Annotated in this window: 35 protein-coding genes; 30 read left to right on the top strand and 5 right to left on the bottom strand. The window is 41.3% G+C overall.

The window, feature by feature from the left end:
* Nucleotides 1–17: 17 nt before the first annotated feature.
* The 23 genes from rplP to carA all read left to right on the top strand — a co-directional run bounded on the left by rplP (nucleotide 18) and on the right by carA (nucleotide 12,432).
* On the top strand, nucleotides 18–437 hold the full coding sequence (rplP, locus tag G9X62_RS04565; RefSeq protein WP_130895439.1) for a 50S ribosomal protein L16: 420 nt from the start codon (nucleotides 18–20) through the stop codon (nucleotides 435–437).
* Nucleotides 438–478: 41 nt separating this feature from the next.
* A complete protein-coding gene (rpmC, locus tag G9X62_RS04560) occupies nucleotides 479–670 on the top strand; it encodes a 50S ribosomal protein L29 (RefSeq protein ID WP_130895438.1) in 192 nt (63 codons plus the stop codon).
* A gap of 68 nt (nucleotides 671–738) precedes the next feature.
* Entirely contained in the window at nucleotides 739–996 is a 258-nt protein-coding gene (gene rpsQ / locus G9X62_RS04555) for a 30S ribosomal protein S17 (RefSeq protein WP_223131597.1), read from the top strand.
* Nucleotides 997–1,040: 44 nt separating this feature from the next.
* Complete coding sequence (rplN, locus tag G9X62_RS04550; protein WP_223131596.1) at nucleotides 1,041–1,409, top strand: 50S ribosomal protein L14; 369 nt, start codon at nucleotides 1,041–1,043, stop codon at nucleotides 1,407–1,409.
* 41 nt (nucleotides 1,410–1,450) lie between these two features.
* On the top strand, nucleotides 1,451–1,786 hold the full coding sequence (rplX, locus tag G9X62_RS04545) for a 50S ribosomal protein L24 (RefSeq protein WP_130895435.1): 336 nt from the start codon (nucleotides 1,451–1,453) through the stop codon (nucleotides 1,784–1,786).
* A 43-nt stretch (nucleotides 1,787–1,829) separates the two neighbouring features.
* On the top strand, nucleotides 1,830–2,384 hold the full coding sequence (rplE, locus tag G9X62_RS04540; RefSeq protein WP_130895434.1) for a 50S ribosomal protein L5: 555 nt from the start codon (nucleotides 1,830–1,832) through the stop codon (nucleotides 2,382–2,384).
* A gap of 43 nt (nucleotides 2,385–2,427) precedes the next feature.
* Nucleotides 2,428–2,697, top strand: a complete 270-nt coding sequence (gene rpsN, locus G9X62_RS04535) for a 30S ribosomal protein S14 (protein WP_130895433.1) — start codon at nucleotides 2,428–2,430, stop codon at nucleotides 2,695–2,697.
* A 76-nt stretch (nucleotides 2,698–2,773) separates the two neighbouring features.
* The gene (rpsH, locus tag G9X62_RS04530; protein WP_130895432.1) at nucleotides 2,774–3,169 is read left to right on the top strand and encodes a 30S ribosomal protein S8; all 396 of its coding nucleotides are present in this window, start codon (nucleotides 2,774–2,776) and stop codon (nucleotides 3,167–3,169) included.
* 58 nt (nucleotides 3,170–3,227) lie between these two features.
* The gene (gene rplF / locus G9X62_RS04525; protein ID WP_223131595.1) at nucleotides 3,228–3,785 is read left to right on the top strand and encodes a 50S ribosomal protein L6; all 558 of its coding nucleotides are present in this window, start codon (nucleotides 3,228–3,230) and stop codon (nucleotides 3,783–3,785) included.
* A 42-nt stretch (nucleotides 3,786–3,827) separates the two neighbouring features.
* Nucleotides 3,828–4,175, top strand: coding sequence for a 50S ribosomal protein L18 (rplR, locus tag G9X62_RS04520; RefSeq protein WP_130895430.1), 348 nt, complete (start codon nucleotides 3,828–3,830; stop codon nucleotides 4,173–4,175).
* 9 nt (nucleotides 4,176–4,184) lie between these two features.
* A complete protein-coding gene (gene rpsE, locus G9X62_RS04515) occupies nucleotides 4,185–4,703 on the top strand; it encodes a 30S ribosomal protein S5 (RefSeq protein WP_130895429.1) in 519 nt (172 codons plus the stop codon).
* A gap of 34 nt (nucleotides 4,704–4,737) precedes the next feature.
* The gene (gene rpmD / locus G9X62_RS04510) at nucleotides 4,738–4,917 is read left to right on the top strand and encodes a 50S ribosomal protein L30 (RefSeq protein WP_223131594.1); all 180 of its coding nucleotides are present in this window, start codon (nucleotides 4,738–4,740) and stop codon (nucleotides 4,915–4,917) included.
* 46 nt (nucleotides 4,918–4,963) lie between these two features.
* On the top strand, nucleotides 4,964–5,410 hold the full coding sequence (gene rplO / locus G9X62_RS04505) for a 50S ribosomal protein L15 (RefSeq protein WP_223131593.1): 447 nt from the start codon (nucleotides 4,964–4,966) through the stop codon (nucleotides 5,408–5,410).
* Nucleotides 5,411–5,427: 17 nt separating this feature from the next.
* Nucleotides 5,428–6,750 carry a preprotein translocase subunit SecY gene (gene secY, locus G9X62_RS04500; protein WP_223131592.1) on the top strand — a complete coding sequence of 441 codons (1,323 nt, stop codon included), beginning with the start codon at nucleotides 5,428–5,430 and terminating at the stop codon, nucleotides 6,748–6,750.
* Between the two features lies 1 nt (nucleotide 6,751).
* Nucleotides 6,752–7,558: a type I methionyl aminopeptidase gene (map, locus tag G9X62_RS04495; RefSeq protein ID WP_223131591.1), complete on the top strand. Its 807-nt coding sequence runs from the start codon at nucleotides 6,752–6,754 to the stop codon at nucleotides 7,556–7,558.
* A gap of 10 nt (nucleotides 7,559–7,568) precedes the next feature.
* Nucleotides 7,569–7,787 (top strand): translation initiation factor IF-1, encoded by a 219-nt coding sequence (gene infA, locus G9X62_RS04490; RefSeq protein WP_127803117.1) that lies wholly within the window; start codon nucleotides 7,569–7,571, stop codon nucleotides 7,785–7,787.
* A 31-nt stretch (nucleotides 7,788–7,818) separates the two neighbouring features.
* Nucleotides 7,819–7,935: a type B 50S ribosomal protein L36 gene (gene ykgO, locus G9X62_RS04485; protein WP_130895424.1), complete on the top strand. Its 117-nt coding sequence runs from the start codon at nucleotides 7,819–7,821 to the stop codon at nucleotides 7,933–7,935.
* A gap of 46 nt (nucleotides 7,936–7,981) precedes the next feature.
* Complete coding sequence (rpsM, locus tag G9X62_RS04480; protein WP_130895423.1) at nucleotides 7,982–8,359, top strand: 30S ribosomal protein S13; 378 nt, start codon at nucleotides 7,982–7,984, stop codon at nucleotides 8,357–8,359.
* A 40-nt stretch (nucleotides 8,360–8,399) separates the two neighbouring features.
* A complete protein-coding gene (gene rpsK, locus G9X62_RS04475) occupies nucleotides 8,400–8,795 on the top strand; it encodes a 30S ribosomal protein S11 (RefSeq protein WP_130895422.1) in 396 nt (131 codons plus the stop codon).
* Between the two features lie 101 nt (nucleotides 8,796–8,896).
* Complete coding sequence (gene rpsD / locus G9X62_RS04470; protein WP_223131590.1) at nucleotides 8,897–9,502, top strand: 30S ribosomal protein S4; 606 nt, start codon at nucleotides 8,897–8,899, stop codon at nucleotides 9,500–9,502.
* 74 nt (nucleotides 9,503–9,576) lie between these two features.
* The gene (locus G9X62_RS04465) at nucleotides 9,577–10,566 is read left to right on the top strand and encodes a DNA-directed RNA polymerase subunit alpha (protein WP_223131589.1); all 990 of its coding nucleotides are present in this window, start codon (nucleotides 9,577–9,579) and stop codon (nucleotides 10,564–10,566) included.
* 87 nt (nucleotides 10,567–10,653) lie between these two features.
* The gene (rplQ, locus tag G9X62_RS04460; RefSeq protein ID WP_223131588.1) at nucleotides 10,654–11,235 is read left to right on the top strand and encodes a 50S ribosomal protein L17; all 582 of its coding nucleotides are present in this window, start codon (nucleotides 10,654–10,656) and stop codon (nucleotides 11,233–11,235) included.
* Between the two features lie 96 nt (nucleotides 11,236–11,331).
* Nucleotides 11,332–12,432 (top strand): glutamine-hydrolyzing carbamoyl-phosphate synthase small subunit, encoded by a 1,101-nt coding sequence (gene carA / locus G9X62_RS04455; protein ID WP_223131587.1) that lies wholly within the window; start codon nucleotides 11,332–11,334, stop codon nucleotides 12,430–12,432.
* A gap of 31 nt (nucleotides 12,433–12,463) precedes the next feature.
* Here carA and G9X62_RS04450 read toward each other — a convergent pair whose 3' ends face one another.
* The 3 genes from G9X62_RS04450 to G9X62_RS04440 are packed head-to-tail and all read right to left on the bottom strand — an operon-like array spanning nucleotide 12,464 to nucleotide 15,011.
* Nucleotides 12,464–13,873 carry a TonB-dependent receptor gene (locus G9X62_RS04450; protein WP_223131586.1) on the bottom strand — a complete coding sequence of 470 codons (1,410 nt, stop codon included), beginning with the start codon at nucleotides 13,871–13,873 and terminating at the stop codon, nucleotides 12,464–12,466.
* 57 nt (nucleotides 13,874–13,930) lie between these two features.
* A complete protein-coding gene (locus G9X62_RS04445) occupies nucleotides 13,931–14,782 on the bottom strand; it encodes an N-acetylglucosamine kinase (protein WP_223131585.1) in 852 nt (283 codons plus the stop codon).
* Between the two features lies 1 nt (nucleotide 14,783).
* Entirely contained in the window at nucleotides 14,784–15,011 is a 228-nt protein-coding gene (locus tag G9X62_RS04440; RefSeq protein WP_223131584.1) for a cytochrome b5 domain-containing protein, read from the bottom strand.
* A gap of 84 nt (nucleotides 15,012–15,095) precedes the next feature.
* Between G9X62_RS04440 and G9X62_RS04435 the strand changes: the two genes are divergently transcribed.
* The 3 genes from G9X62_RS04435 to G9X62_RS04425 all read left to right on the top strand — a co-directional run bounded on the left by G9X62_RS04435 (nucleotide 15,096) and on the right by G9X62_RS04425 (nucleotide 18,698).
* A complete protein-coding gene (locus G9X62_RS04435; protein WP_223131583.1) occupies nucleotides 15,096–15,581 on the top strand; it encodes a hypothetical protein in 486 nt (161 codons plus the stop codon).
* 49 nt (nucleotides 15,582–15,630) lie between these two features.
* Nucleotides 15,631–16,656, top strand: a complete 1,026-nt coding sequence (thiL, locus tag G9X62_RS04430; protein WP_223131582.1) for a thiamine-phosphate kinase — start codon at nucleotides 15,631–15,633, stop codon at nucleotides 16,654–16,656.
* Nucleotides 16,657–16,778: 122 nt separating this feature from the next.
* Entirely contained in the window at nucleotides 16,779–18,698 is a 1,920-nt protein-coding gene (locus tag G9X62_RS04425; protein ID WP_223131581.1) for a polysaccharide biosynthesis protein, read from the top strand.
* Here G9X62_RS04425 and G9X62_RS04420 read toward each other — a convergent pair.
* A complete protein-coding gene (locus G9X62_RS04420; RefSeq protein ID WP_223131580.1) occupies nucleotides 18,695–19,312 on the bottom strand; it encodes a phosphatase PAP2-related protein in 618 nt (205 codons plus the stop codon). The two genes, G9X62_RS04425 and G9X62_RS04420, sit on opposite strands and share 4 nt — an antisense overlap.
* Before the next feature lie 56 nt (nucleotides 19,313–19,368).
* On the opposite strand from G9X62_RS04420, the gene msrA reads away from it, so the two are divergent.
* Nucleotides 19,369–20,028, top strand: coding sequence for a peptide-methionine (S)-S-oxide reductase MsrA (gene msrA, locus G9X62_RS04415; RefSeq protein WP_223131579.1), 660 nt, complete (start codon nucleotides 19,369–19,371; stop codon nucleotides 20,026–20,028).
* Here msrA and G9X62_RS04410 read toward each other — a convergent pair.
* The gene (locus G9X62_RS04410; protein WP_223131578.1) at nucleotides 20,025–22,730 is read right to left on the bottom strand and encodes a putative LPS assembly protein LptD; all 2,706 of its coding nucleotides are present in this window, start codon (nucleotides 22,728–22,730) and stop codon (nucleotides 20,025–20,027) included. The genes msrA and G9X62_RS04410 overlap by 4 nt on opposite strands.
* A gap of 91 nt (nucleotides 22,731–22,821) precedes the next feature.
* Here G9X62_RS04410 and G9X62_RS04405 point away from each other — a divergent pair, with 91 nt between their 5' ends.
* From G9X62_RS04405 to prmA, 3 genes are read left to right on the top strand one after another with little or no spacing between them, the layout of a single operon-like run.
* Nucleotides 22,822–23,619 carry an N-acetylmuramoyl-L-alanine amidase family protein gene (locus tag G9X62_RS04405; protein WP_223131577.1) on the top strand — a complete coding sequence of 266 codons (798 nt, stop codon included), beginning with the start codon at nucleotides 22,822–22,824 and terminating at the stop codon, nucleotides 23,617–23,619.
* A gap of 5 nt (nucleotides 23,620–23,624) precedes the next feature.
* Nucleotides 23,625–24,572 carry an MlaD family protein gene (locus G9X62_RS04400; RefSeq protein WP_223131576.1) on the top strand — a complete coding sequence of 316 codons (948 nt, stop codon included), beginning with the start codon at nucleotides 23,625–23,627 and terminating at the stop codon, nucleotides 24,570–24,572.
* A gap of 3 nt (nucleotides 24,573–24,575) precedes the next feature.
* Nucleotides 24,576–25,397 (top strand): 50S ribosomal protein L11 methyltransferase, encoded by an 822-nt coding sequence (gene prmA, locus G9X62_RS04395; protein WP_223131575.1) that lies wholly within the window; start codon nucleotides 24,576–24,578, stop codon nucleotides 25,395–25,397.
* Nucleotides 25,398–25,429: the final 32 nt, after the last annotated feature.

Genomic DNA, 25,429 nt, shown 5'->3' with positions numbered 1-25,429 from the left:
ATTAGACTTATAAGAAGATGTTACAACCAAAAAGAACGAAATTTCGTAAGCAACAAAAAGGTCGCGTTAGAGGTGTTGCAACCCGTGGCCACGAGATTGATTTTGGATCATTCGCTATTAAATCTTTAGAGCCAGGTCGTATCACCGCTCGTCAAATTGAAGCAGCTCGTATCTCGGTAACCCGTGCTATGAAACGTGAAGGACAAGTTTGGATCCGTGTTTTCCCTGACAAACCTATCACTAAGAAGCCTGCAGAGGTTCGTATGGGTAAGGGTAAAGGTGCTCCTGAGTATTGGGTAGCTAATGTTCGCCCAGGAACTATCTTGTTTGAATCGTCAGGTGTACCTTTGGCGGTTGCTCAAGAGGCTTTACGCTTAGCAGCACAAAAGTTGCCAATGCGTACGAAGTTTGTTGTTCGTAGAGATTATTCAGAATAGGATATTAAACCCACAGTTTAATACATCCAAATAACATTGTTATGAAAAACGCAGAAATACAAAAATTAGGAGTTGAAGAATTAAAGAAGCAGATCGCTGCTGAGCAAGAGAACATCTCTCGTTTGAAATTAGCTCACGCTATTTCACCGATTGAGAATCCAATGCGCATTCGTCAAAACCGTAAATTGATCGCGAAATTAGAAACTGCTCTAAGCGCGGCAACAAAAGCTTAATTATTAATTTTTAATAGGTCGGTTCAAATACGCTATCGACCAATTGTTTAACAAGTAATCCAACAACCATGGAAGAAAGAAACCTGAGAAAAGTAAGAATTGGGAAAGTGGTGAGTAACAAGATGGATAAATCTATCACCATTACCGTTGACCGTAAGGTTAAGCACCCATTGTACGGAAAGTTCGTACAGAAAACAACAAAATTGATGGCACACGATGAGAACAACGAGTGCGGAATCGGTGACACAGTGAAAGTGATGGAAACTCGTCCTCTTTCTAAAAACAAGTGTTGGAGATTAATAGAAGTAGTCGCTAAAGCGAAGTAATTCTATATTGTTATACAAAATTTAAAATTTAAAGATCAAATATAATGTTACAGCAAGAATCAAGATTGGGTGTAGCGGATAATTCTGGAGCAAAAGAAGTTTTAGTCATTCGCGTTTTAGGCGGTACTGGCAAAAGATACGCTTCTATTGGAGATAAAATTGTCGTTTCTGTGAAGTCAGCTCTTTCTTCTTCTAATATGAAGAAAGGAACCGTTTCAAGAGCAGTAGTTGTTCGTGTGAAGAAAGAAATTCGTCGTAAAGATGGTTCATATATTCGTTTCGAAGATAACGCAGCCGTTTTATTAAACGCAAATGATGAGCCGAGAGGAACTCGTATTTTCGGGCCAGTTGCGCGTGAGTTGCGTGATGCAGGATTCATGAAAATTGTTTCCCTAGCCCCTGAAGTTTTATAATTAGATGAGATATTGGGTGAACCCAATTTAATAATCATACAATGGAAAAAAATACAAGTAAACCAGCAAAATTGCACGTTAAAAAAGGAGATACTGTTCAAGTGATCGCAGGTAATGCGAAAGGCAAAACAGGTGTTATCACTCAAGTGATCGTTGAAAAATCTCGTGCAATCGTAGAAGGAGCTAACTTGCAGACAAAGCACGTTAAGCCATCTGCAGCTAATCCTCAAGGAGGAATCGAAAAGCGTGAGGGTTCAATCCACATCTCTAACCTAATGGTAGTAGAAAATGGAAAGCCTGTACGTACAGGTCGTAAATTGAACGAGAAAGGTAAATTACAACGCTATTCAAAAGCGACAGGTAAATTTATCGCATAATTAGAACTTAACCGTGGGTCGGAAATCCACAAAATATACTACAATGGCAGTACCTAGATTAAAAGAACGTTTTGTTAAGGAGGTTGTACCAAGCTTAAAAGAAAAGTTTCAGTACAAGTCTATCATGCAAGTGCCTAAGATTACTAAAATCGTAATCAATAAGGGTGTAGGAGCCGCGGTGTCGGACAAGAAATTAATTGATATCGCTATCGAAGAAATTACACAAATCGCTGGTCAAAAGGCGGTAGCTACGATCTCTAAGAAAGCTATCTCGAACTTTAAGTTACGTGAAGATATGCCTATCGGTGTGAAAGTAACGTTACGTGGAGATAAGATGTACGAATTCTTAGATCGTTTAACAACAGTTTCTTTAGCACGTGTTCGTGACTTTAAAGGAATCTCTGAAAAAGGATTTGATGGTCGTGGAAATTATACTTTAGGGGTGAAAGAGCAAATTATCTTCCCTGAAATTTCAATCGATAAAGTAAGCAAAATCTCTGGTATGGACATCACGTTTGTGACGACTGCCGGAACAGATGAAGAAGCTTATGCTTTATTAGCAGCGGTTGGAATGCCTTTTGCAAATCAAAAAAAATAAATAGCCCTTTAGGCTTTCATAAAAACCTTTAAATTTTTACAAAATGGCTAAAGAGTCAGTAAAAGCAAGAGAAAGAAAACGCGAAGCAGCAGTTGCAAAATATGCAGTGAAGCGCGCAGCTTTAAAAGCAGCTGGAGATTACGTTGGATTGGATAAACTTCCAAAAAATGCATCTCCTGTACGTTTACACAACCGTTGTAAATTAACAGGACGTCCTCGTGGATATATGCGTAAGTTCGGTATTAGCCGTGTTACGTTCCGTGAAATGGCATCCAATGGTTTGATTCCAGGTGTAACTAAATCAAGCTGGTAATAATATTTGATTAATTAAATTCATTTTTGTAATTTTGCAGGCCCATTTTAAAAGACCTGCGGCAAATTTAAAAACAATGACAGATCCAATAGCAGATTATTTAACCCGATTGAGAAATGCCTTGAAGGCACGCCATAGGGTAGTTGAAATTCCTGCTTCCAACATTAAAAAGGAAATTACGAAAGTACTTTTTGATAAAGGATACATTTCAAACTATAAATTCGATGATTCATCCGTACAGGGAACCATCAAAATTGCGTTGAAATACAACTCAGTTACGAAGCAACCTGCTATCGTTAACTTGACTCGTATCTCTAAGCCAGGTCTTCGTAAATACAATGGTGCTGAAGAGTTACCACGTGTATTGAACGGATTGGGTATCGCTATCTTGTCTACTTCTAAGGGAGTAATCACAGATAAAGAAGCTCGTACTTTACACGTAGGTGGAGAAGTACTTTGTTACGTATATTAATAATTGTTTCACGCTGAAAGGAGAGCAATCTCGGAATTTAAGCTATAATTAAAGTCTAATGTCAAGAATTGGAAAGAAGATTATCACTATCCCTGCAGGAGTTACTGTAGACGTGAGCGCTGGTAATTTAGTGACAGTGAAAGGTCCTAAAGGAACTTTGTCACAACAAGTTGATCAAGATATGATCATTACTATCGAAGAAGGTATTTTAACTGTGGCTCGTCCGACAGAACAAAAACGTCACAAAGCGATGCATGGTTTATATCGTTCTTTGATCAATAACATGGTCGTGGGTGTGAGTGAAGGTTACCAAAAAGATTTGGAAATCATCGGGGTTGGTTACAAGGCCACAAATCAAGGAAATATTTTAGAATTAAGCTTGGGTTACTCTCACGCGATTTTCATGGCTATTCCTGCTGAAGTATCTATTGCAACTGCCATGGAGAAAGGTAAGAACCCAATGGTTACGTTAAAATCGATTGATAAGCAATTAATCGGTCAAGTAGCTGCGAAAATCAAGTCGTTACGTCCAGTTGAACCATACAAAGGTAAAGGTGTTCGTTTCTTAGGAGAGCAAGTACGTCGCAAAGCTGGTAAAGCGGGCGGTAAAAAATAAATCATAAGCGTGGGCCGGAAATCCACACAAACAAGTTAACAAATGGCAACAACCAAAAATTTACGCAGAACCCGCATTAAACGTGCGATTCGTGCTAAAATCGCAGGAACAGCGGAGCGTCCGCGTTTAACTGTATATCGTTCTAATTCTGCATTGTATGCACAATTAGTAGATGATTTAGCTGGTAAGACTTTATTCTCAGCTACATCTTACACAAAAGATAAAGTGAACAACAACATTGAAGCTGCTAAGACAGTAGGTTTAGCAATCGCTGCAAAAGCGAAAGCGGCTGGAATCGAGAAGGTAGTTTTTGACCGTAACGGTTATTTGTATCACGGAAGAATTAAATCATTAGCTGAAGGTGCTCGCGAGGGTGGCTTACAATTTTAAGAAATAGATATGTCGCATTTACAAGCAAAACCAATAAAGGTTAACGAAGGTGAGTTGAAGGAGAAAGTAGTAGCCATCAACCGTGTTGCAAAAGTAGTTAAAGGTGGTCGTCGTTTTAGTTTCTCAGCAATCGTTGTCGTAGGTGACGGTGCTGGTATCGTAGGATACGGTTTAGGAAAAGCAAACGAAGTAACGGACGCTATCACTAAAGGTATCGAAGACGCTAAGAAAAACTTATTCCAAATTCCTTTGTTGAAGAACACTGTTCCTCACGAGCAATTAGGTAAATTCTCTGGTGGTTTCGTTTTAATCAAGCCAGCTGCTCCAGGTACAGGATTGATCGCCGGTGGTGCGATGCGTGCTGTGTTAGAATCAGTAGGTGTGCATGATGTCTTAGCTAAGTCTAAAGGTTCATCTAACCCACACAACGTAGTGAAGGCAACCATCGATGCATTAGTTAAGATGAGAGCTCCACACTCAGTAGCTTTCCAACGTGGAATCTCTGTTGCTAAAGTATTTAATGGATAATCAGAGCGCGTAAGCCTCTCTAATAGAACATACAATGTCTAAAGTTAAAATTACTCAAGTTAAAAGTGCAATTAAGCGCCCAGAAGTACAAAAACGTACGATCGCAGCTTTAGGATTAGGTAAAATCCGTAAGAGTGTTGAGGTTGAATTGAATCCAGCCATTGCAGGTATGATTCGTGCCGTAAACCACTTAATTGTAGTTGAAAATATTTAATTAACATGCGAGTTGCTGGAAACAGCAGCGCTAAGCCCCAATTAGAATGAAATTATCGTCATTAAAGCCTGCAGAAGGCTCAGTAAAAGTTAGAAAAAGAGTTGGTCGTGGTCAAGGTTCTGGTTTAGGCGGAACTTCTGCTCGTGGTCACAAAGGTGCTCAATCACGTTCAGGTTATTCTCGTAAGAGAGGTTTTGAAGGTGGTCAAATGCCATTACAACGTCGTGTTCCTAAGTTTGGTTTTAAAAACCACAACCGTGTGGAATACAAAGCAATTAACTTGGATACATTGCAAGCTTTAGCTGATGCAATCGGAACTAAGGTGATTACATTTGAAACTCTTTATACGAATGGTTTAGTATCTAAGTCTGACTTAGTGAAAATCTTATCTCGTGGATCAGTAACTTCAGCATTAGAAGTGACAGTGAAAGGTTTCTCAGGTGCTGCTAAAGCTGCGATTGAAGCTGCTGGTGGTAAAGCAATTGTTGGTTAATCCTCTATTCTAATCGAATGAACAAGTTAATAACAACTTTCAAGCATATTTTCTCAATCGATGAGTTAAGAAGCCGTATTATTAATACGCTTCTTTTCATTGCGTTCTTCCGTTTAGGTTCTTATATCGCTTTACCAGGTGTAGATGCGACTAAGTTGACTCAAACAGGAGAAGGTGGACTTTTCGGTTTATTAAATATCTTTTCAGGCGGTGCTTTAAGTAATGCTTCGGTGTTTGCTTTGGGTATCATGCCTTACATCTCTGCTTCGATTGCGATTCAGTTATTGACCATTGCCCTTCCGTATTTCCAAAAAATGCAGAAAGACGGTGAGTCAGGTCGTAAGAAGTTAAACCAAATCACGCGTATCCTAACGATCTTCGTTACAGCTGCTCAGGCCTTTACTTATTTACAAGTAACGATCCCATCTGAAGCGATTATGGTAGATCCTTGGTTCTTCCGCTTATATGGCGTGGCTATCTTAATTGGTGGTACGATGTTGTGTATGTGGTTAGGTGAGAAGATTACAGATAAAGGTATCGGTAACGGTATCTCGATGTTGATCATGATTGGTATCGTTTCTCGTTTCCCAGCGTCTATTTTACAAGAAGCAGGTTCACGTGGAATGTCTGGTGCTTTAATGTTCATCATTGAAATTATTGCATTGTTCTTCGTTGTAATGGGTGCGATTATGGTAACTCAAGCAGTTCGCCGTATTCCAGTTCAATATGCGAAACAAGTAGTGGGTAGCAAAGCAACTGCGGTAGGTGGTGAGCGTCAGTACATTCCTTTGAAGTTAAATGCTTCAGGTGTAATGCCTATCATCTTTGCTCAGGCTTTAATGTTTATCCCAGGTTTAGTAGCTCAGTCGTTTGCTGAAAAATCAGAATTCGCTTCCTCGGTTGCCTCTGCTTTCGGTGATTTCACGACATGGCAATACAATTTATTATTTGCGTTCTTAATCATTGTGTTCACATTCTTCTACACAGCGATCTCCATTAACCCAACTCAAATCTCTGATGATATGAAACGTGGTGGAGGTTTTGTTCCAGGAGTGAAACCAGGTGAAGAAACAGCTGGATTTATTGCAACGATTTTAGATCGTATTACTTTACCAGGTGCAGTGATGTTATCGTTAATCGCGATTCTTCCTGCGGTTGCTAACTTGTTTGGCGTGACGAGAGGATTTGCTTCTTTCTTTGGAGGAACATCTCTTTTAATCTTGGTAGGTGTGGTATTAGATACATTGCAACAAATAGAAAGTTATTTGTTGATGCGTAAGTACGAAGGTTTAATGCAATCAGGTCGAGTGAAAGGTCGCTCTGAGTTGATTAATCGTTAAGATGATTTATTTAAAGACACCCGCGGAATTAGCAATCATTCAACAGAATGGCGAAATCCTAGGGAAATGTCACGCTGAAGTTGCGAAGGCCATACAGCCGGGAGTTAGTACTTTGGCACTTGATAAAATCGCTTACGAATACATTAAGGATAATGCCGCGCATCCATCCTTTTTGAACTACCAAGTAGGAAGCCAAAAATACGCGTATTCTTTGTGTATTTCGGTGAACGATGTTGTGGTTCACGGTTTACCGGGGGAATTGATCCTGAAAGAGGGAGATATTATTTCGATAGACGGAGGAGTTTATAAAAATGGCTACCATGCCGATAGTGCTTATACCTATGCAATAGGGAATGTCGCTGAGGATGTAGTTCAATTGCTACAACGGACGAAAGAGTCCTTGTATTTAGGTTTGAATCAAGCCGCACCTGGCAAACGAGTAGGCGACATTGGTTTCGCCGTTCAATCTTACACGGAATCTTTTGGATACGGTGTGGTGAGAGAGCTTGTGGGTCACGGAGTAGGTAAGAAGCTTCACGAAAGCCCTGAGGTACCTAATTATGGCCGCCGCGGGGAAGGAGCTAAGTTGAAAGAAGGAATGGTCATTGCGATCGAACCGATGATTAACTTAGGAAAGCGTCAAATCTCAGTAGATAAGGATGGTTGGACTATCCGAACACAAGATCGCAAGCCAAGTGCTCACTTTGAACACACGGTTGCGGTAGGGAAAGAAGGCCCCATTATTTTGACGACCTTCGCTCCGATTGAAGAAGTGATTAAAACATCAACAGTATTGTTGAATATATAAATTAATAATTATGGCCAAACAGTCCTCGATAGAAGTAGACGGAATTATTTTGGAAGCTCTTTCGAACGCGATGTTTCGGGTAGAATTGGAAAATACGCACCAAGTCATTGCACACATTTCGGGCAAGATGCGGATGCACTACATCAAGATTTTACCAGGAGATAAGGTGAAGTTAGAGATGTCCCCTTATGATTTAAGTAAGGCTAGAATTGTTTACAGATACAAGTAATTTAAGGTTTGATTTTATAAATACAGTTAATATGAAAGTTAAAGCATCTATCAAAAAACGTAGTGCAGATTGCAAAGTAATCCGTCGTCACGGAAAGCTTTACGTAATCAACAAGAAGAATCCTAAGTTCAAACAAAGACAAGGATAATTCGACAGAATTTTAAATTGATTAATAACAACAATTAATTACCTATATGGCTCGTATTGCAGGGGTTGATATTCCCGACAAAAAAAGAGGAGAAATTGCGTTGACTTATATTTTCGGTATTGGTCGTAGCACTGCTCAAAAAATTTTAACGAAAGCTGCGGTTTCGTTTGACAAGAAAGCTGGTGAGTGGAACGATACGGAGGCTAGCGCTATCCGTGCGATCATCGCTGCTGAATTCAAAACGGAAGGTCAGTTGAAATCTGAGGTTCAATTGAACATCAAACGTTTGATGGACATCGGTTGCTACCGTGGATTACGTCACCGTAAAGGTCTTCCATTACGTGGTCAACGCACTAAGAACAACTCACGTACTCGTAAGGGTCGTAGAAAAACAGTTGCTAACAAGAAAAAAGTAACTAAATAATAACTAGAGGGTAACACCTCTTCGTATTTCATTTCAAATTATGGCACAAGCAAAAAGAAAAGATAAAGCGAAGAAGAGAGTAGTTGTCGTGGAACAAAACGGACAAGTACACATCAAAGCTTCCTTTAACAACATTATTATCTCCATTACTAACTCAGCAGGTCAAGTGATCTCTTGGGCATCAGCAGGAAAGATGGGTTTCCGTGGGTCTAAGAAAAACACTCCTTACGCAGCACAGATGGCAGCATCTAACTGCGCAGCGGTAGCTGTTGAAGCAGGAATGAAGAAAGCGGAGGTTTTCGTAAAAGGACCAGGAGCTGGACGTGAGTCTGCTATCCGTACTATCCAAAACTCAGGAATTGAAGTTTCTATCATCAAAGATATTACGCCAATGCCTCACAATGGATGTCGTCCTCCTAAACGTCGTCGCGTTTAATAATTTTTATGCAGGGGTAATTAGTAATTATTTTCCCCCGCTTTTATTCACAATTTAATTACTTCATTGGGCATAAGAGGTCCAATGACTTTTAAGAAAAAATGGCTAGATACACAGGTCCCAAATCCAAGATTGCACGTCGTTTCGGTGAAGCAATTCTAGGTCCGAGCAAAGCATTAGCTCGTAAAAATTATGCACCAGGTATGCACGGTAAAGGAAAACGTTCTAAGGTTTCTGAATACGCAGTGCAATTGAAAGAAAAGCAAAAAGTAAAATACACATACGGTATTTTAGAACGCCAATTCGAAAACTTGTTCCACAAAGCTGCTGTTAAAGCAGGGATCACTGGTGAAAACTTGATCAAATTATGTGAAGCACGTTTAGACAACACGGTTTATCGTTTAGGTATTGCTCCTACACGTCGTGCAGCGCGTCAATTAGTTATTCACAAACACATCATTGTAGACGGCGAAGTAGTAAATGTGCCATCTTACTCTTTACGTCCAGGCCAATTAGTAGGTGTTCGTGCAAAATCAAAATCTCTAGAAGTAGTATCTAACTCTTTAGCAGCTCGTTCTCCTAAGAACTTCAACTGGTTAGAGTGGGATGGTGTTGAATTGGTAGGTAAATTTGTTGCTATGCCAGAAAGAGATCAGATTCCTGAAAACTTCAACGAACAAGCAATTGTCGAATTATACTCTAAGTAATCTCCTAACGAGATTACTAGAGTTTATTAAGAGTACCAATAACGTTTTTTCAGTATCATTTTAAGCTACGAAATATGTCAATATTAGCATTCCAAATGCCCGAAAAAGTTGTGATGGAAAAAGCCACAGACTTCCACGGGTTATTTGAGTTCAAGCCACTCGAAAAAGGTTACGGTGTTACCATTGGTAACGCACTTCGTAGAATCTTACTTTCTTCATTAGAAGGATATGCTATAACAAGCGTTAAGATTTCTGGTGTGTTACACGAATTTTCTGCCATTGAAGGCGTTCACGAAGATGTATCTGAGATCATCTTGAACTTGAAAAAAATTCGTTTCAAGAAGACACAAGAAATTTTGGATAACAAAGTTTCTATGAAAATTAAAGGACAAACAGCTATCACTGCAGGTGATATCGCGAAGTTTACTCCGTATTTTCAAATCTTAAACCCTGAATTGGTTATTTGCAATTTAGATTCTTCGAAAGAAGTTGAAATTGATTTAGTAATCGAAAAAGGTCGTGGTTATGTTGCCGCAGATGAGCCTCGCGCAAACGAGTTGCCATTCGGACACATCGCTATCGATGCCATCTACACTCCAATCAAAAATGTGAAGTTCAGCATTGAGAACACACGTGTAGAGCAAAAAACGGATTATGAGAAGTTAGTTTTAGATATCGAGACGGATGGTTCAATCCACCCAGAAGATGCATTGAAAGGTGCAGCGTATATCTTGATCCAACACTTTATGTTGTTCTCTGATCAAACAATGACATTTGAAACTCCTAAAGCAGAGGAAGACAATGTAGTAGATGAGGAATTACTTCACATGCGCAAGTTATTGAAGACTTCATTAGCTGACTTAGATTTATCTGTTCGTGCTTACAACTGCTTGAAATCAGCTGACGTTCGCACTTTAGGTGAATTAGCGAAATTAGAAATCTCTGATATGATGAAGTTCCGTAATTTCGGAAAGAAATCATTAACTGAATTAGAGCAATTGATCGAGGAAAAAGGTTTGACCTTTGGAATGGATGTTTCTAAATATCGTTTAGACGAAGATTAATTAATAATTTAAACAAAGTAATAGGTGGTTTGCCGCGAGGTAAACTAACCGCAGCTCGCAAGAGCTTTTAACTTACGAAATAACACAATGAGACACGGTAAAAAATTTAATCACCTAGGAAGAACAGCCTCTCACAGAGCAGCGTTGTTATCAAACATGGCTTCATCTTTGATCTTACACAAGCGTATTCAAACGACTGTAGCTAAGGCAAAGGAATTACGTAAATACGTAGAGCCAATGATCACAAAGTCAAAAACAGATAGTACTAACAATCGTCGTGTTGTTTTCTCTTATTTACAAAATAAGGAAGCAATCAAAGAATTGTTCTCTATCGTTTCTGAGAAAGTAGCGAATCGTCCAGGTGGATATACACGTATTATCAAGTTAGGTAATCGTTTAGGTGATAACGCAGAAATCTGCTTCATTGAATTAGTTGACTTCAACGAAACAATGTTAGCTGCATCAGCGGAGAAAGCGGGTAAAACTCGTCGTAGCCGTCGTGGTGGCGCTGCAAAAGCAACTGAAGCTGCGGCTCCAGTGGCGGCTGCTGAAGCACCATCTGCAGAAGTTGTTGAAGAAGCTCCGGCAGCTGAGGTAGTAGCTGAAGAAGCTGCTCCAGAAGCACCAGCAACTGAGGAGTCCACAGAAGAAAAAGGAGAAGACGCTTAATCTTTCTCTTTCCATTTTTTTAAAGGGCTTCAACTTTCCGTTGAAGCCCTTTTTTTAGGTAATGAGCATTTGACCCTTATTTTATAACAGCATTTTATGAGATTTACCGAGTCCACACCAGCGGTTTTATTATTACAAGACGGAACTATATTCCACGGGAAAGCACTAGGAAAAATAGGTACTCACGGTGGTGAGATCTGTTTTAACACCGGTATGACGGGTTATCAAGAAATTTATACCGATCCCTCTTATGCGGGCCAGGTTATTATTAACACGACGGCTCACATTGGTAATTACGGTGTGATGCAAGAGAAAGAGGCAGAATCGAACAAGGTCCAAATCGCCGGTATGGTGTGTAACGAATTTGCTAGCGTTCATTCGCGTGAAACGGCAGATGGTTCGTTGCAAGACTATTTGGCTAATGCGGGAATTGTTGGGATCTCAGGAATTGATACGCGCGCTTTAGTACGTCACATTCGTACCAAGGGGGTGATGAATTGCTTGATCTCATCGGAGATTTTTGATGAGGCAGCTTTACAAGCCGCTTTGGATAAAATTCCATCGATGGAAGGCTTAGAATTATCATCTCAAGTGTGTACGCAAGAAGCCTATTTCTTAGGGGATGAGAAGGCGGAACGCAAAGTAGCGGTGTTAGATTTAGGAGTGAAAAGAAGCATCTTATCAAACATTGCGGAGCGCGGATGCTATTTAAAAGTATTCCCTGCTAAGACTACCTTTGCGGAAATCGCTGCATGGAATCCAGATGGTTATTTCGTTTCGAATGGCCCAGGAGATCCAGCCGTGATGTCTTATGCGATTGATACCGTGAAGCAATTTTTGAATAGCGACAAACCTGTTTTCGGGATTTGTTTAGGTCACCAAATCTTAGCACAAGTAGTAGGCTTATCTACGTACAAAATGCACAATGGTCACCGCGGTTTGAATCACCCAGTGAAAAACTTAGTGACGGGACTTTCAGAAATCACTTCTCAAAACCACGGTTTCGCCGTGAAGATGGAGGAGTTGAAAGCATCTGATCAAGCAGAATTGACGCACATTAACCTGAATGACCAAACAGTCGAAGGTTTACGCGTGAAAGAACGCAAAGCATTCTCGGTGCAACACCACCCAGAGGCTAGTCCAGGACCACACGATTCTCGTTACTTATTTGATCAGTTTATTGATTTAATGAAATAAAAAAAGCCCTGAGAAATCAGGGCTTTTTTTATTAGGCTTGGTAGCCAAAGAGCGAATGCTCTTTAATTAATTTTGAGACAGATTTAGGGACATAATCAACCCATTCATCCGTTCCACTTTGAATGAGGTCAAGTACCTGATCTGTACGAATATTCATCAGCTTTTCATCGTAATTTTTGATTTCGGCTAACTTTTCATTGTCCAGTAGATATTGGAACAAACCTTTCAAATGTGCCTCAGGCTCGAAGTTCTTTAATTGAACGATAGCCCCATTTTCAGCGACGGTAGGGTATAGGTATAATTTGATGTTTTGGCCAAATAAACAACCAAAAGCACTCATAATCCCACCCGGAACGTCTTTGTAATGTTTCTCCTCAAAGATATATTCTAAATTAGGCATGCCCATTACGAGAGCCATCTTTAACTTAGAGAATTGACTTAAGAAGTCCACTAATTTGAAGTATTCGTGGAAGTTAGAGATCAATACTGTTTGGCCTAAAGAACACAAGATATCTACCCGATCAAGGAAGTCTTTCTCATCGATTTTGTGGGTCTCATTCTCTAAACTTTTCAGCGTTAATTCAGATAGTACACAGATTTTATCATCATCCACATCTGGCTCCTGCTCGAACTGAGCGACGCCTTTTTTCAACATATCGGAGAAGATATTAGTCACAGGACGGAAACGTCCACGTACCGCTACGATGTGTTTTTTTGCTAAAGCATCATAGGGCTGCATCACCTTTCCATCCGGTCCAAAAACCGCCGCCTGCGTATACCCGTGCTTCACTAAATACAAGGACATTAGGCGATTGTCTACCTCTTTAAAGTCCGGCCCCTCGAAGCGAATCATATCGATTTCGATCCGGTCTTTGGACAAATCGTCTAACAGAGATAAAAGTAATTTCTCGGGATCTTCGTGGTAATGGTAGCAGCCAAACAAGAGATTTACCCCGATTACACCTAATGCCTGTTGTTGCAAAATATTGTCATTATCCAACATATTCACGTGGATAACGACATCGTTAAACCCGCCGTTCGGTGTTAATTGGAAACGTAAACCGATCCAGCCGTGGGCATCATTTGTCTTTTGAAAATTTAAGGCTGAAACCGTGTCTGCAAAAGCAAAGAAGCGTTTCTCCGAAGCGGATTCCGTTAAACGCACATTCAATAATTTGAACTCGCGGTTTAACATTTTCATTAAACGCGGCTCGCACACATATTTTCCGGAAGCTTCTTCGCCATAAATGGCATCCGAAAAAGCCATATCGTAGGCGGAGATTGTTTTAGCGATGGTGCCTGATGCTCCGCCTGCTTTGAAGAAATTAGCCGCTACATCTTGACCTGCTCCGATTTCCGCGAAGGAACCGTAAATGCTGCGGTCTAAATTGATTTGAAGTGCTTTTTGTTTAGTCCCTATGGATTTAATGTGCGATGTCATAGGCAATGTGTTAGGTTTGTTGACTTAGGCATTTTATTAATATCGCAATTTACGAAATTATGGCCAAAATTCCCCCTTATGATACAAGCAAAGACCTGCCATCGGTCCCTCACTAATGTGTCCAACAGGTAAACCATTTTTTTTCATCACTTGTTTTAAAATATCTGAATAGTAAAATGCCACAGAACCGGTGAAATGAAAAACAGGTGCTTCCGAATAACGTTTTAAATAGAGGGAAATAAAAGCATCAAAAGATTGCTCAATCAAACCATAACAAAAGGCATCTCGTCGATGGTCAAATAAGAATTTCGAAAAGCTGGCAAACCAGCGATTAGGAAAGGCTTGTTTGTAGGCCTTATCTAAGACGGTCAAGCGATCCATTACCCCAAAGCGTTTCTCAAAAACAGCCCGAATCTCAGTGGGCATTTGGCCATGCAAATAACTCAATAGCAATAATTTGCCTAAATGCCCACCACTGCCTTCGTCACCTAACCAAAATCCCAGTGGAGGAATTTGCGCCGAAATGCGCCCGCCATCCCAATAACCGGAATTCGATCCCGTTCCTAAAATGCACGCAATGCCAGCCTCTTTCCCACAAAGCGATCTCGCGGCCGCAATGAGGTCGTTCTGTATTTCAAGCGAACAAGTGCTAGGGAAAAAAGGTCGAAAGGCGGCAGCAATCACTTCGCATTGTGCCTCGCCTGTCACCCCGGTGCCATAATAATAGATGGCTTGTATGGGAAAATCTTTAAATCCTGCTAAAACCGATTGCTGCGCAGCCGTAATCTCGGCCGTATTTTGGTAGTAGGGATTAATACCCGCACTGCTAAAACTTTCATAAGCAGAAGCTGGATCCTTGATCAGTCTCCAGGCTGTTTTAGTCGAACCACTTTCAACGATTAATATCATGCTAAGCTAAGATTCCGATGGGGGTAAATTTTTCAAAGACATGCTCGGAATGTGGCGCATCAGCTAGTTCAGGAGTTAAATCCTGCCCCGCCCAATGTTCGTAATGTTTGCCATTTTTCCACAATTTGGACTCCGTCATATCGTAAATGAGCCCCTGAAAGGCGACCCAAATCTCAGGCTTGTCTTGCCCATTTCGAAGGGCTAACTGTCCGCGCGTATATGTCTTCATATTTTACACGAAGCTAAATAAAAAGGGCCAAACCCGCCTTTTTTTCAGAAAGATTTTTAATTTTACATCGCAAAACAATTGAATATGAAGCAGTTCATTTTAGTATTATTGACTATTTCCGTGCTAGCTTGTAGCGGTGGCGGAGATCCGGCACCTACTCCTACGCCCACTCCTCCTACTCCTACAGTGAGCGTGGCGACTTTGGTTAAGAAGGTTTGGACAGTTAGTTCTGCCCAATGGGATGGCGTAACGAAATACGATAAGTCTAGTTCCTCTAACGTGGTACAAGGCTATTCTCAATACAAATTAGATTTATCTACTGCAGGATCTGTGACCTTAACAGAATTTGATGGAAAAATATTTACAGGAACTTATAGCGTTGCATCGGATGGCTTATCCCTTACATTAAGTGGTTTGACGAGTGCTGAAGGTGCACCTACAGGAACAGGAGGGACTATTATCTACACGATTTTAGCAACACCTACAGCTACTGGTTTAAGTCTACAACAATCGACTGCTTACGTTAAAGCAAGTAGCGCTATCGTAAAGTTAGCCCTAGTTAATCCTTAATAAGAATAGATTTTAGTAAAGCCGTCCTCGTGGCGGCTTTTTGTGTTATATGGAAAAGAGAACAGAAATAGGGGAAATTGGTGAGTTTGGTTTAATCAAGCATATTGCTTCTCAGTTTACAGAAAAACAAGCCTGGACTGACTTGGGCATTGGAGATGATACCGCGGTTTTGGATCCCAAAGGAAATAAGGTAGTCACTACCACCGAATTATTCATCGAGGGTGTTCATTTTGACCTAGGTTATACTCCGTTGCAGCATTTAGGTTTTAAAGTCGTCTCTGTAGTTCTTTCTGACATCGCGGCGATGAACGCCATTCCAGCTCAAATCACGATTGGTTTAGGCTTAAGTAATCGCTTCTCGGTGGAATCTGTAGACGCGCTTTATGAAGGGATTCGTTTAGCCTGTGAGGAATACAAAGTAGATTTAGTGGGAGGAGACACGACTTCTAGTCCGCAAGGTTTGATTATTTCAATGACTGCTACGGGAGTGGTGGAGGCGGATAAATTAGTACAGCGCGGCACTTCGAAGCCAAATGATGTTCTTTGTGTTTCAGGTGATTTAGGCGCAGCGTTGATGGGCTTACATTCGTTGGAAAGAGAAAAACAGGTATTCTTATCTAATCCAGATATGAAACCGGAATTAGAGGGCAAAAGCTATGTCGTATTGCGTCAGCTGAAACCGATGGCTCGTTTCGATATTATCCACGAGTTGAGAGAATTAGGCGTGGTTCCTACGTCGATGATCGATTGTTCGGATGGATTAGCCTCAGAAATCATTCATTTGTGCAATGCCTCTGGTTTAGGCGCCCGTATTTTTGAAAAAAATATTCCGATTGATGATGAAACGTACCTGGCCGCAACGGAATTTAATGTGAGTCCTTTGACCGCTGCCTTGAATGGAGGAGAGGATTACGAATTAGTATTTACTGTTTCTCAGGAGGATTTCCCTAAAATAGAGAAGATCGCTGATGTGACTGCGATCGGATATATGACGAACATCGGTAACGAAAGAGTAATGGTGATGAAATCGGATGCAATCGTCGACTTAACGGCCCCGGGGTTCGGGAAACAATAATCCGTTCGTCTACATTTTACGCCGTTTGATAAATTTTGGACTACTTTCGTGATTTAATTTGTAATTTTGAATGTTGGTAATTGCCTACCTTTTTTTTGGCTAACATTCCAAGATTTAGTAAAATGACAAAGTCTTCCTTCATCCGGAAATATTCTAATCGCTTTCTCTCGAGATGGCTCGTTTTAGTCTTTGACTCCTTAATCGTCATCTTCTCGTTTTCTATTGCCACACTTTTACGAATGAATTTCCAATTACCGGAAATTGATTTCTCGGTGTTCGCGTCTCAATTGATTTTTGTTTTAGGCTTACGTCTGTTAGCCTTTTTGTATTTTCAATCTTATGCGGGAATTATTCGCCACACGAGTATTGAAGATGCTATATTGATCTTAAAAGCCGTATTTACGGGGACTTTTAGTGCCGTTTTAATTTCAGGAGTCATCAGGAATACTTTAGGCTTCGAGCACGTCTTTAATTTATCCGCTTCCATCCTTATCATTGACTTTTTCATTTGTCTGTTTTGGATGGTCATTCTTCGCTTCTTTGTGAAGAGCTTCTATGAATCCTTCATTAATCAATTTAAGCCTACAATCGGGGTATTGATTTATGGTGCAGGTTATACGGGAATGTTGACAAAGAATGTGTTCCAAACGGACCGCAGCACAAACTATAAGATTCTCGGTTTTATCGACGATAATGAGTCCAAAATTGGCAAAACCATCGAAGGTATTAAAGTATATAGCTTACCAGAAGTATTGGATAAGTTCGTAGGTTCAAATGATGGCTTAGAGGTAATTATGGCCATCAATAATATGTCGGCTAAATCGAAGCGCAAGATTTCAGATATTTTCTTAGATCGCGGAGTGGTGGTAAAAGCACTTCCTCCAGTTGATAAGTGGGTAGAAGGGGAGTTTGCGATGAACCAAATTCACAACGTGAAGATCGAAGATCTATTAGGTCGTGAGGTGATTCAAATGAATAACAAGCGCATAGGCGAAGAGATTTCTGGCAAGGTAATCCTAGTTACGGGTGCTGCGGGATCTATTGGTAGCGAAATTGTTCGACAATTGATTGCTTATTTCCCTGCTAAATTAGTGTTAGTAGACCAAGCGGAATCGGCCTTGTATGATTTAGAATATGAATTAGCCGGTAAGGTGCCTACGAATGTGCAGTTAATTGTGAATGTAGCAGACGTGTCTGATACGCGCCGCATAAGTAAGATTTTCAAGAATCATCGTCCTGATATTATTTTCCACGCGGCGGCCTACAAGCACGTTCCATTGATGGAGAACAATCCATACGAGGCGATTAAGACGAATGTAATCGGTACCCGAATTTTATCTGAATTAGCGGCTGAAGTAGGTGTTGAGAAATTTGTGATGGTTTCTACGGATAAGGCCGTAAATCCGACGAATGTCATGGGAGCGACGAAGCGTTTAGCTGAGATGTATACGCAGTCCATGAACCAGCTGGAAGGTGTGAAGACGAAGTTTATTGCGACCCGCTTTGGAAATGTATTAGGGTCTAATGGTTCTGTCATCCCTTTGTTCAAAAAGCAAATTGAGCGTGGTGGCCCAGTGACGGTGACTCACCCAGAAATTACCCGCTACTTTATGACCATTCCAGAGGCTTGTGAACTCGTTTTAGAGGCTGCCACAATGGGACAAGGGGGTGAAGTGTTTGTCTTTGATATGGGAGAATCTGTGAAGATTATTGACCTAGCGAAGAAGATGATTACGTTGAGCGGTTTACGTGTCGATAAAGATATTGAAATCCGCTACACCGGATTGCGCCCAGGTGAGAAGTTGTATGAGGAGTTATTGAATAACGACGAGAACACGCTTCCTACTCACCATCCTAAGATCTTAATTGCTGAAGTTAATACGCCTTCTTACGCTTACATGGAAGTGGCTACGAATGATTTGAATCACTTATTATCGAGTGGTACGAACAATTCGATTGTGGCCAAAATCAAGGAAATTATTCCAGAGTACAAATCAAACAATTCGGTGTTTGAGACCTTAGACAAGAAAAAATCGTCTTAATTAATTCCTGCCTTCTTGACGATCCAGATGGCCGCTAGCGTAAATAGTGGCGCTGCAGCCACGTCTATGCTATAATGCACATGCTGAATCAATAATAAGCTAACTAATACCAGACTAAGGGCAATAGCGATGCGTCTTTCCTTTGTGGTGGGTAAGAAAAAGCAAACAAAAACCATAGTCGCCGTGTGGCCAGAGAAGAAGAGATCTTTCGTAATGGCCATGTTTTCGCCATAGATAAAAAACTCCGCTAATGGATCGTGTAAATCGACTAAGCCTACAGGAGGATTTAAGGCGACTAAATAGATGGTTATAAATCGAAATCCAGTCTCCAAATTAAAGGCCCACGCAAACCAAACGAATCTTTTAGGATCCTGCAATAGCCGATACAACAAGTAAATGACGGATAAATAAATGATTCCAAAAATGGGATAGGAAACATTTAGGGCCGGAATCGCGTTTAGTAAGGGATCGTTCCATTGGATGCCTTCTCGCAATTGAATCCATTGGAAATAATCATCCGCTTTAAACGGGAATATAAGGAACACAGCTAAGGCGGTTACGAACTGTAGCGCAAAGGTGCGGTCAGTAAAGGCGGCTTTCCAGGTTTGTTTCAAGTTTGAACGAAAATTAGGTAATTTGGGAAGCGAAATTAGTGCTAAAAAACAATAAGATGAAAAAGATCTCGAAAATTACGGTAATTGTGTTGAGTATCATCACGAGCGCTTTTCATTTTTCATGCGGAAGTGCCGGTGAGAAAAAGGAAGCAGGTTTAAAAAATCAAACAACTAAGATGGATCAGAAATTAGATAAAATTACGTTTGGAGCGGGATGCTTCTGGTGTGTGGAGGCCGTTTTTCAACGCGTGAAAGGGGTGAAGTCAGTTACTTCTGGCTATATGGGTGGGAAGATCAAGAATCCGACGTATCGTGAAGTTTGTTCGGGGCTTACAGGGCACGCTGAAGTCTGTCAGTTAGCCTATGACCCGAAGGAAGTGGATGTGGCGACGTTGTTGGAGATTTTTTGGCAAACACATGATCCTACCACTTTAAATAGACAAGGAGCCGACACAGGCACGCAATACCGTAGCGCGGTATTTTTTCATACACCGGAACAACAGAAAGAAGCGGAGGCTTGGAAGCAAAAGTTGAATGCGCAACACGTTTTCCCTAATCCGATTGTAACGGAAATTACAGCGGCATCTGAATTTTATGTGGCGGAGGATTACCACCAGAACTATTTCAACGAAAATGGGACGGAGCCTTATTGCCAAATCGTCATCAAACCTAAGATGGATAAGTTCTTAAAGGCGTTCAAGTCTAAATTGAACTAGAATCCGCCTTTGTCGTAGAAACTACGTCTGCGAGACAGTTTTAAGTCCTGTAAGAGTGTAGATTTTACGCGAAGGTCAAAGGAATAGTTACTCGCGCGTCCATAAAATGGGCTCGCGATAGGCGTCCAGTTGAAGTTCATTTCCCAGCAATGCAGGTCGCGGTGCACGGACATATTCGTGTAAGTCAAGCCTTTGTACTTAAAGTCAAAGCCAGATGTTACGGAGAATTTCCACTTTTCGGAAAGACTTAAGTCCCCTTGGAAGCTTAGGCCGCTGATATTTTGAGGCGAGGCTAAACCCGTTTTATTCATACTGTATTGGTAGGAGAACGAGAAGTTCCAAGGCACATTCCAGTCGACATAGTCGTCCAGGTTTCGGTTGATTTGATTCATTTGAGCCTCACTGGCATTCTTGTTCTCTTTTGGCTTCGGTTTTCCAGCGGAGAAACGACGTCCAATCGAGAAATTAAATCCTTGTAAGCGCGCTAAACCCGCCCCTTGGCTAAACATATAGTCTGGCGTTCTGCGTCCGATGTCAAAGAATAGCGGATCGGCCACATACAAATAGGGGTCAAAGCTACCACCCATATTGATATCAAAATCTTTCACACGTGACGCCAGGTTGAATCCGATATTTGATAGGGCATATTCCTTGGCCAGTAAATTATAACTTCCGTTTAGGCCAAAGTTATCTAAGATGCGGACCTTCTCTGTCAGCACGCTGGCGGTATCTGATTTCGTCTTCAACTTGGCTTCGAGGGTATTTTGGAAGCCAAAAGAAATCGCCCCAGAGGCTCCCCCATAACTCATGGTGCGAGGGTCGAAGGTGCTGATGCGGCGAATATCACCGATTTGTTCTTTCCCCTCCGCATTGATGAATTTCCGGTTGTTGATTCTGACATCTTGGTAATACCCAAAACTCGGATCCGAATAATCCGGCGTATAGCTCAAGCTAACTGAAGGTACTAACGTATGGCGAATGGCCTCTAATCGTCCTTTTTTGAAACGCAAGGTCCCAAATAAACGCGTATTCATACTAGCTGAAAAAGCGATCTGAGAATTGAATTTAGGCAAGCCGCCCACCGTATCGATGCGTACCGTTGAATCCGCCGCCACGTAGGTGTACTTGTAGGAACGGGTGTACATATTACCAGACCAAGAAACACCAGGCGTTAGGTTAATGTGCTTCGTAAGCTTCAAATTAGGCAAAGCTAACGGAATGCTGTAATTGAATTTCGTCTGTGCTTTCTCCCATAAAATTGGCAGCGTGCTGGCATCCACCGGTATAACTCCGGCAGGTACGTCATCTGCTCCTATTGGAATAAAAGGCTTCTGAATCGTTCCACGCAAGGAATTAGACGACCTTGGATACACATCGAACTCATAACGCGTGTATGGATCGCCCACTTGGTTGGTCATTGAAATACCTCCAGAGAAGTCCAAACCAATACGGAATTGATCGATGAAGCGATCACCCAGCGAGTTTTTCTTTTTGAAAGGTTGTATTTGGTTTAGACCAAAGTTAAAGTCTGTTCCCGCATCAAAAACGCGTGTACTCGTGTTTTGGTTAATCCGTAAGTTGATACTGGTGCGGACTGTTTGGCCAAAATTGCGTGAATACTGCACGGACGATCCAATCGTATTAGACAAGTATTGCTGCGTATTGAAAGAGTTGTATTGGTTATACGAATTCGATGCGATGTTTACGGACGCCGAGAAACTAGAGTTGCCCACACTGCGGGGGGAATGCGACCATTGCAAGGCGAAATCGGTTCTTTTCGTAGGATCAAATTCATCGCCATTGCTGTTGCGATTAAAGGCTAAATTAAAGCTCCCCGTGTAGCGATAGCGTTTATTGTACTGTGAATTTGCACCTAGACCCCAGCCACCTTTAGAGTAGATTTGGCCGGTAAAACGAATCCCAATGTTTTCACTCGCCGCCCAATAATACCCGCCTTCTCGCAAATAGAAACCGCGTCCATTCGGCTCCTCGCCATAAGTGGGCATAATGATTCCTGATTTTCCGGCCTCTTTTGGCTGGGAATAAGGGAAGAATCCAAAAGGCAAGCCAATAGGCAAAGGAATGTCATTTAACTCAAAGTGAAAAGGCCCCGAGATGATCTCTTTTTTGCCCACGACTTTGATCTTACTAGCTTTGATGTGAAAATGGGGATGCGTTAAATTACAAGTGGTGTAGATGGCATTTCGGATATAGAGGTTCTCCTCTTCGTCTTTTTTGACATTTTTGCCCTGTACAAATCCTTCGCCTTGTTGTGTTACGATGCCTTTAATGACGGCTCGTTTGGTCTTAAAATTATAGCGTATTTCGTCTGAATCGTATTTATCGCTTCCCTGTAAAAAGACAGGTAATCCGATCATTTTTTGAGTAAGTGTATCCTTCGTGCCTATAGCGTAAACCTCATTTTTTGCCCAATCCAGGCGGATGTAGTTCGCTTCGAGGGAGATTTCACCGTACTTGACTTTGGCACCCCCATACAAATTCACGACTTGCTTGTCTGCATCTAAAATCGTAGAGTCTACGGCAGAATAGAAAACGGTAGTCTCTAAATCAGCGGCCGTGTCTTTAGGAATGGATTTTTGTAAAGTATCCGTCGAGATTACTCGCTGCGCTTTTACCTCAATGAGAGAAGCAAAAAGGACAAGCAGGGTAATAAAAAGGTAATATGTGGATTTCTTTACCAAATGGAATTTAAAAATTATATTTGTACTTATTACATACAAGCCTACAAAATTACATCTTTGCTTGTTATCAACGTGTAACAATTAGAAAATAATGTTTAATCAGATAAAATCTATCGGTTTATTTTTTGCGCTGGGTTTATTGCTGACAGCTTGGACGCCTAGCGGCTTTCAAAAGGGAGACATTAAGAATCGAATAAAAGTCGTTTGCCTAGATGCTGGCCACGGTGGAAAAGACCCAGGCTGTTCAGGCCCTAAGGGTTCTCACGAAGGAATCGTGACCTTAAAAATCATCTTAGAAGTGGGTAAAAAGCTGAAAGCGGCGCATCCAGACTTGAAGATTATTTATACCCGTGATACTGACACGTTTATCGAATTAAATGAGCGGGCTAATATCGCAAATCGCAACAAAGCGGATTTATTTATCTCCGTGCATTGCAATGCGGCGGTCAATAAGAATGCCTACGGTACAGAAACCTACACGATGGGTTTGCATAAAACGGACGGCAATTTGAACGTAGCGAAGCGAGAAAACTCCGTAATCTTGCAAGAGAAGGATTACCAAAAGACCTATGATGGTTTCGATCCCAATTCTCCTTTAGCGCACATTATGATGGCGAATTACCAAAGTGCCTTCATGGCGAGCTCGGTAAAATTTGCATCGAAGGTAGAGGAGCAATTTTCGAAAACGTATCAAAGAAAGAGTTTTGGGGTGAAGCAAGCTGGATTCCTAGTGATCTGGCGCACGGCGATGCCCAGTGTATTAGTAGAGACGGGATTTTTAACAAACCCGGAGGAAGAGAATTATTTAGCTTCCGAAAAAGGACAGAACGAGGTAGCCACAGCGATTGCTACGGCGTTTAAAGCGTACAAAGAAGAAATCGAAAAATAGATACGATGTTCAAAAGCAATGAATTAAAAGTAGGGTTTTTGGCATTGTTAGCCTTCTTAATCCTCTATTTCGGGTTTAATTTTCTAAAGGGAAATGACGTATTCTCTACGGCTCGAATCTACTACGTAGAATACGAAAATGTGGATGGATTGATGGTTTCTAACCAGGTAATGGTGAACGGAATCGAAGTGGGGAAGGTGAAGAAAGTGGAGATTCAGCCATCTAAAGGCAACAAAATTCTAGTGACCCTGCGATTTAGCCAGGACATTGTCATCCCTGATAAAACGGTGGCCGTACTTTCTGATGGCGCTTTATTAGGGGGTAAAATCATTCGATTGCGATTAGAAGGAAAGGGTAACTTACCAGAGGATTCCTTCTTAAAAGGCGAAACGGAGGTAGGGGTAACGGCCTTGTTAAAAGAGCGTGCCATTCCAGTTATCGCCAATGCGGATTCGTTGCTTGTTTCCTTCCGTCAGATCTCCAATAAATTTGATAATACAGGAACGTATTTAAACACGTTATTGAAAACGTCGAATGAAACGGTTTCTAACATTAACGGATCCGTAAATGGTATTGTGACCGATAACCGGGCGAACATAGCGCAGATTTCTGCGAATATGAAAACCTTGTCTTCGGACTTAATGGAAACAGAAAAGCAATTGCGCCCTTTGTTAACGAAGTTTAATACGGTGGCTGATTCCTTGAATGCCTTGAAGATAGGCAAGACCTTGAAAGAGGTGGATGCAACCGTGATTTCGCTAAGAAAGATTGTGCAAGGTTTAGAACGCGGGGAAGGTACCGCGGGTAAATTAATTAAGAACGATAGCCTTTACCTAGGTCTAAACAAAACGCTCGTGGATCTAGACAAGCTGCTGCTTGATTTTAGATTACAGCCAAAGCGTTACATCGGCATTTCTGTTTTCGGAAAGAAAAATACTCCTCCATCTAATTAATTTATGTCTACTATTCAAGTGAAAATTACAGCCAGTCCTGAGCTGTCTGATATTTTAGTCGCTGAGCTAGGCGAAATTCAATTCGATATTTTTGAAGAGGCAGATAACGGTGTGGTAGCCTATTGTCCCGAAGTTGATTTTTCTGAAGTGGCTTTAACGGAAATTATGTCCCGATATGGCTTGGATACCTTTGAGACGAATCGCATCGAGAAGCAAAACTGGAATGAGGTATGGGAAAGTAATTACGATCCCATTCGAATTGATGATTTGGTTTTGATTCGGGCGAGTTTTCACCCCTCTGAACCTGGATTTCAGATGGAGGTGGTGATTAATCCCAAAATGTCGTTTGGCACTGGCCACCACGAAACGACTTCGTTGATGACGAAGGCTTTGTTCGATGTGGATTTGACCGGTAAAAGTGTGCTAGATGCCGGAACAGGCACAGGTTTGTTAGCTTTTGTGGCTAAGAAGCGAGGAGCTGGATTTGTCCGTGGATTCGATATCGATGAATGGTCGGTGGAGAATTCGATTGAGAATGCGGGACTGAATGATTGTGCCGAAATTCCTTTTGGATTAGGCACGATTGCTGATGAAGACGACACGCGATATGATGTGCTTTTAGCGAATATCAATCGTAATATTCTGTTGGCAGAAATGGCCGAATATGCCACGCGCATCAAGCCCGGCGGATTACTTTTCTTAAGTGGTTTTTACACCGAAGATGTTCCACTTTTATTGGAATCCGCTGAAAAGCAGCAACTTAATTTTATCGCGCAAGCATCAAAAAACAACTGGGCTTGCTTGCAATTGAGAAAAAAACCTTAATTTTAAAGGTTTGACTCTTGTAATCCGAGAAA

Source organism: Aquirufa lenticrescens (assembly GCF_019916085.1).
Classification (GTDB): Bacteria; Bacteroidota; Bacteroidia; order Cytophagales; family Spirosomataceae; genus Aquirufa; species Aquirufa lenticrescens.
The sequence above is the reverse complement of the archived record's forward strand: the minus strand, read 5'-3'. Positions and strand labels throughout refer to the sequence as shown.

Bases quoted from the DNA above. Each gene is read 5' to 3' on its own strand.
- rpmD (WP_223131594.1), top strand. From the start codon at position 4,738: ATGTCTAAAGTTAAAATTACTCAAGTTAAAAGTGCAATTAAGCGCCCA.
- rplQ (WP_223131588.1), top strand. From the start codon at position 10,654: ATGAGACACGGTAAAAAATTTAATCACCTAGGAAGAACAGCCTCTCAC.
- G9X62_RS04425 (WP_223131581.1), top strand. From the start codon at position 16,779: ATGACAAAGTCTTCCTTCATCCGGAAATATTCTAATCGCTTTCTCTCG.
- rpsN (WP_130895433.1), top strand. From the start codon at position 2,428: ATGGCTAAAGAGTCAGTAAAAGCAAGAGAAAGAAAACGCGAAGCAGCA.
- prmA (WP_223131575.1), top strand. From the start codon at position 24,576: ATGTCTACTATTCAAGTGAAAATTACAGCCAGTCCTGAGCTGTCTGAT.
- rpmC (WP_130895438.1), top strand. From the start codon at position 479: ATGAAAAACGCAGAAATACAAAAATTAGGAGTTGAAGAATTAAAGAAG.
- G9X62_RS04435 (WP_223131583.1), top strand. From the start codon at position 15,096: ATGAAGCAGTTCATTTTAGTATTATTGACTATTTCCGTGCTAGCTTGT.
- G9X62_RS04450 (WP_223131586.1), bottom strand. From the start codon at position 13,873: ATGACATCGCACATTAAATCCATAGGGACTAAACAAAAAGCACTTCAA.
- carA (WP_223131587.1), top strand. From the start codon at position 11,332: ATGAGATTTACCGAGTCCACACCAGCGGTTTTATTATTACAAGACGGA.
- G9X62_RS04440 (WP_223131584.1), bottom strand. From the start codon at position 15,011: ATGAAGACATATACGCGCGGACAGTTAGCCCTTCGAAATGGGCAAGAC.
- rplE (WP_130895434.1), top strand. From the start codon at position 1,830: ATGGCAGTACCTAGATTAAAAGAACGTTTTGTTAAGGAGGTTGTACCA.
- rplR (WP_130895430.1), top strand. From the start codon at position 3,828: ATGGCAACAACCAAAAATTTACGCAGAACCCGCATTAAACGTGCGATT.
- thiL (WP_223131582.1), top strand. From the start codon at position 15,631: ATGGAAAAGAGAACAGAAATAGGGGAAATTGGTGAGTTTGGTTTAATC.
- map (WP_223131591.1), top strand. From the start codon at position 6,752: ATGATTTATTTAAAGACACCCGCGGAATTAGCAATCATTCAACAGAAT.
- rplP (WP_130895439.1), top strand. From the start codon at position 18: ATGTTACAACCAAAAAGAACGAAATTTCGTAAGCAACAAAAAGGTCGC.
- G9X62_RS04400 (WP_223131576.1), top strand. From the start codon at position 23,625: ATGTTCAAAAGCAATGAATTAAAAGTAGGGTTTTTGGCATTGTTAGCC.
- G9X62_RS04465 (WP_223131589.1), top strand. From the start codon at position 9,577: ATGTCAATATTAGCATTCCAAATGCCCGAAAAAGTTGTGATGGAAAAA.
- rplX (WP_130895435.1), top strand. From the start codon at position 1,451: ATGGAAAAAAATACAAGTAAACCAGCAAAATTGCACGTTAAAAAAGGA.
- secY (WP_223131592.1), top strand. From the start codon at position 5,428: ATGAACAAGTTAATAACAACTTTCAAGCATATTTTCTCAATCGATGAG.
- rplO (WP_223131593.1), top strand. From the start codon at position 4,964: ATGAAATTATCGTCATTAAAGCCTGCAGAAGGCTCAGTAAAAGTTAGA.
- G9X62_RS04405 (WP_223131577.1), top strand. From the start codon at position 22,822: ATGTTTAATCAGATAAAATCTATCGGTTTATTTTTTGCGCTGGGTTTA.
- rpsM (WP_130895423.1), top strand. From the start codon at position 7,982: ATGGCTCGTATTGCAGGGGTTGATATTCCCGACAAAAAAAGAGGAGAA.
- rplN (WP_223131596.1), top strand. From the start codon at position 1,041: ATGTTACAGCAAGAATCAAGATTGGGTGTAGCGGATAATTCTGGAGCA.
- rplF (WP_223131595.1), top strand. From the start codon at position 3,228: ATGTCAAGAATTGGAAAGAAGATTATCACTATCCCTGCAGGAGTTACT.
- rpsD (WP_223131590.1), top strand. From the start codon at position 8,897: ATGGCTAGATACACAGGTCCCAAATCCAAGATTGCACGTCGTTTCGGT.
- infA (WP_127803117.1), top strand. From the start codon at position 7,569: ATGGCCAAACAGTCCTCGATAGAAGTAGACGGAATTATTTTGGAAGCT.
- msrA (WP_223131579.1), top strand. From the start codon at position 19,369: ATGAAAAAGATCTCGAAAATTACGGTAATTGTGTTGAGTATCATCACG.
- G9X62_RS04445 (WP_223131585.1), bottom strand. From the start codon at position 14,782: ATGATATTAATCGTTGAAAGTGGTTCGACTAAAACAGCCTGGAGACTG.
- rpsK (WP_130895422.1), top strand. From the start codon at position 8,400: ATGGCACAAGCAAAAAGAAAAGATAAAGCGAAGAAGAGAGTAGTTGTC.
- rpsE (WP_130895429.1), top strand. From the start codon at position 4,185: ATGTCGCATTTACAAGCAAAACCAATAAAGGTTAACGAAGGTGAGTTG.
- rpsQ (WP_223131597.1), top strand. From the start codon at position 739: ATGGAAGAAAGAAACCTGAGAAAAGTAAGAATTGGGAAAGTGGTGAGT.
- ykgO (WP_130895424.1), top strand. From the start codon at position 7,819: ATGAAAGTTAAAGCATCTATCAAAAAACGTAGTGCAGATTGCAAAGTA.
- rpsH (WP_130895432.1), top strand. From the start codon at position 2,774: ATGACAGATCCAATAGCAGATTATTTAACCCGATTGAGAAATGCCTTG.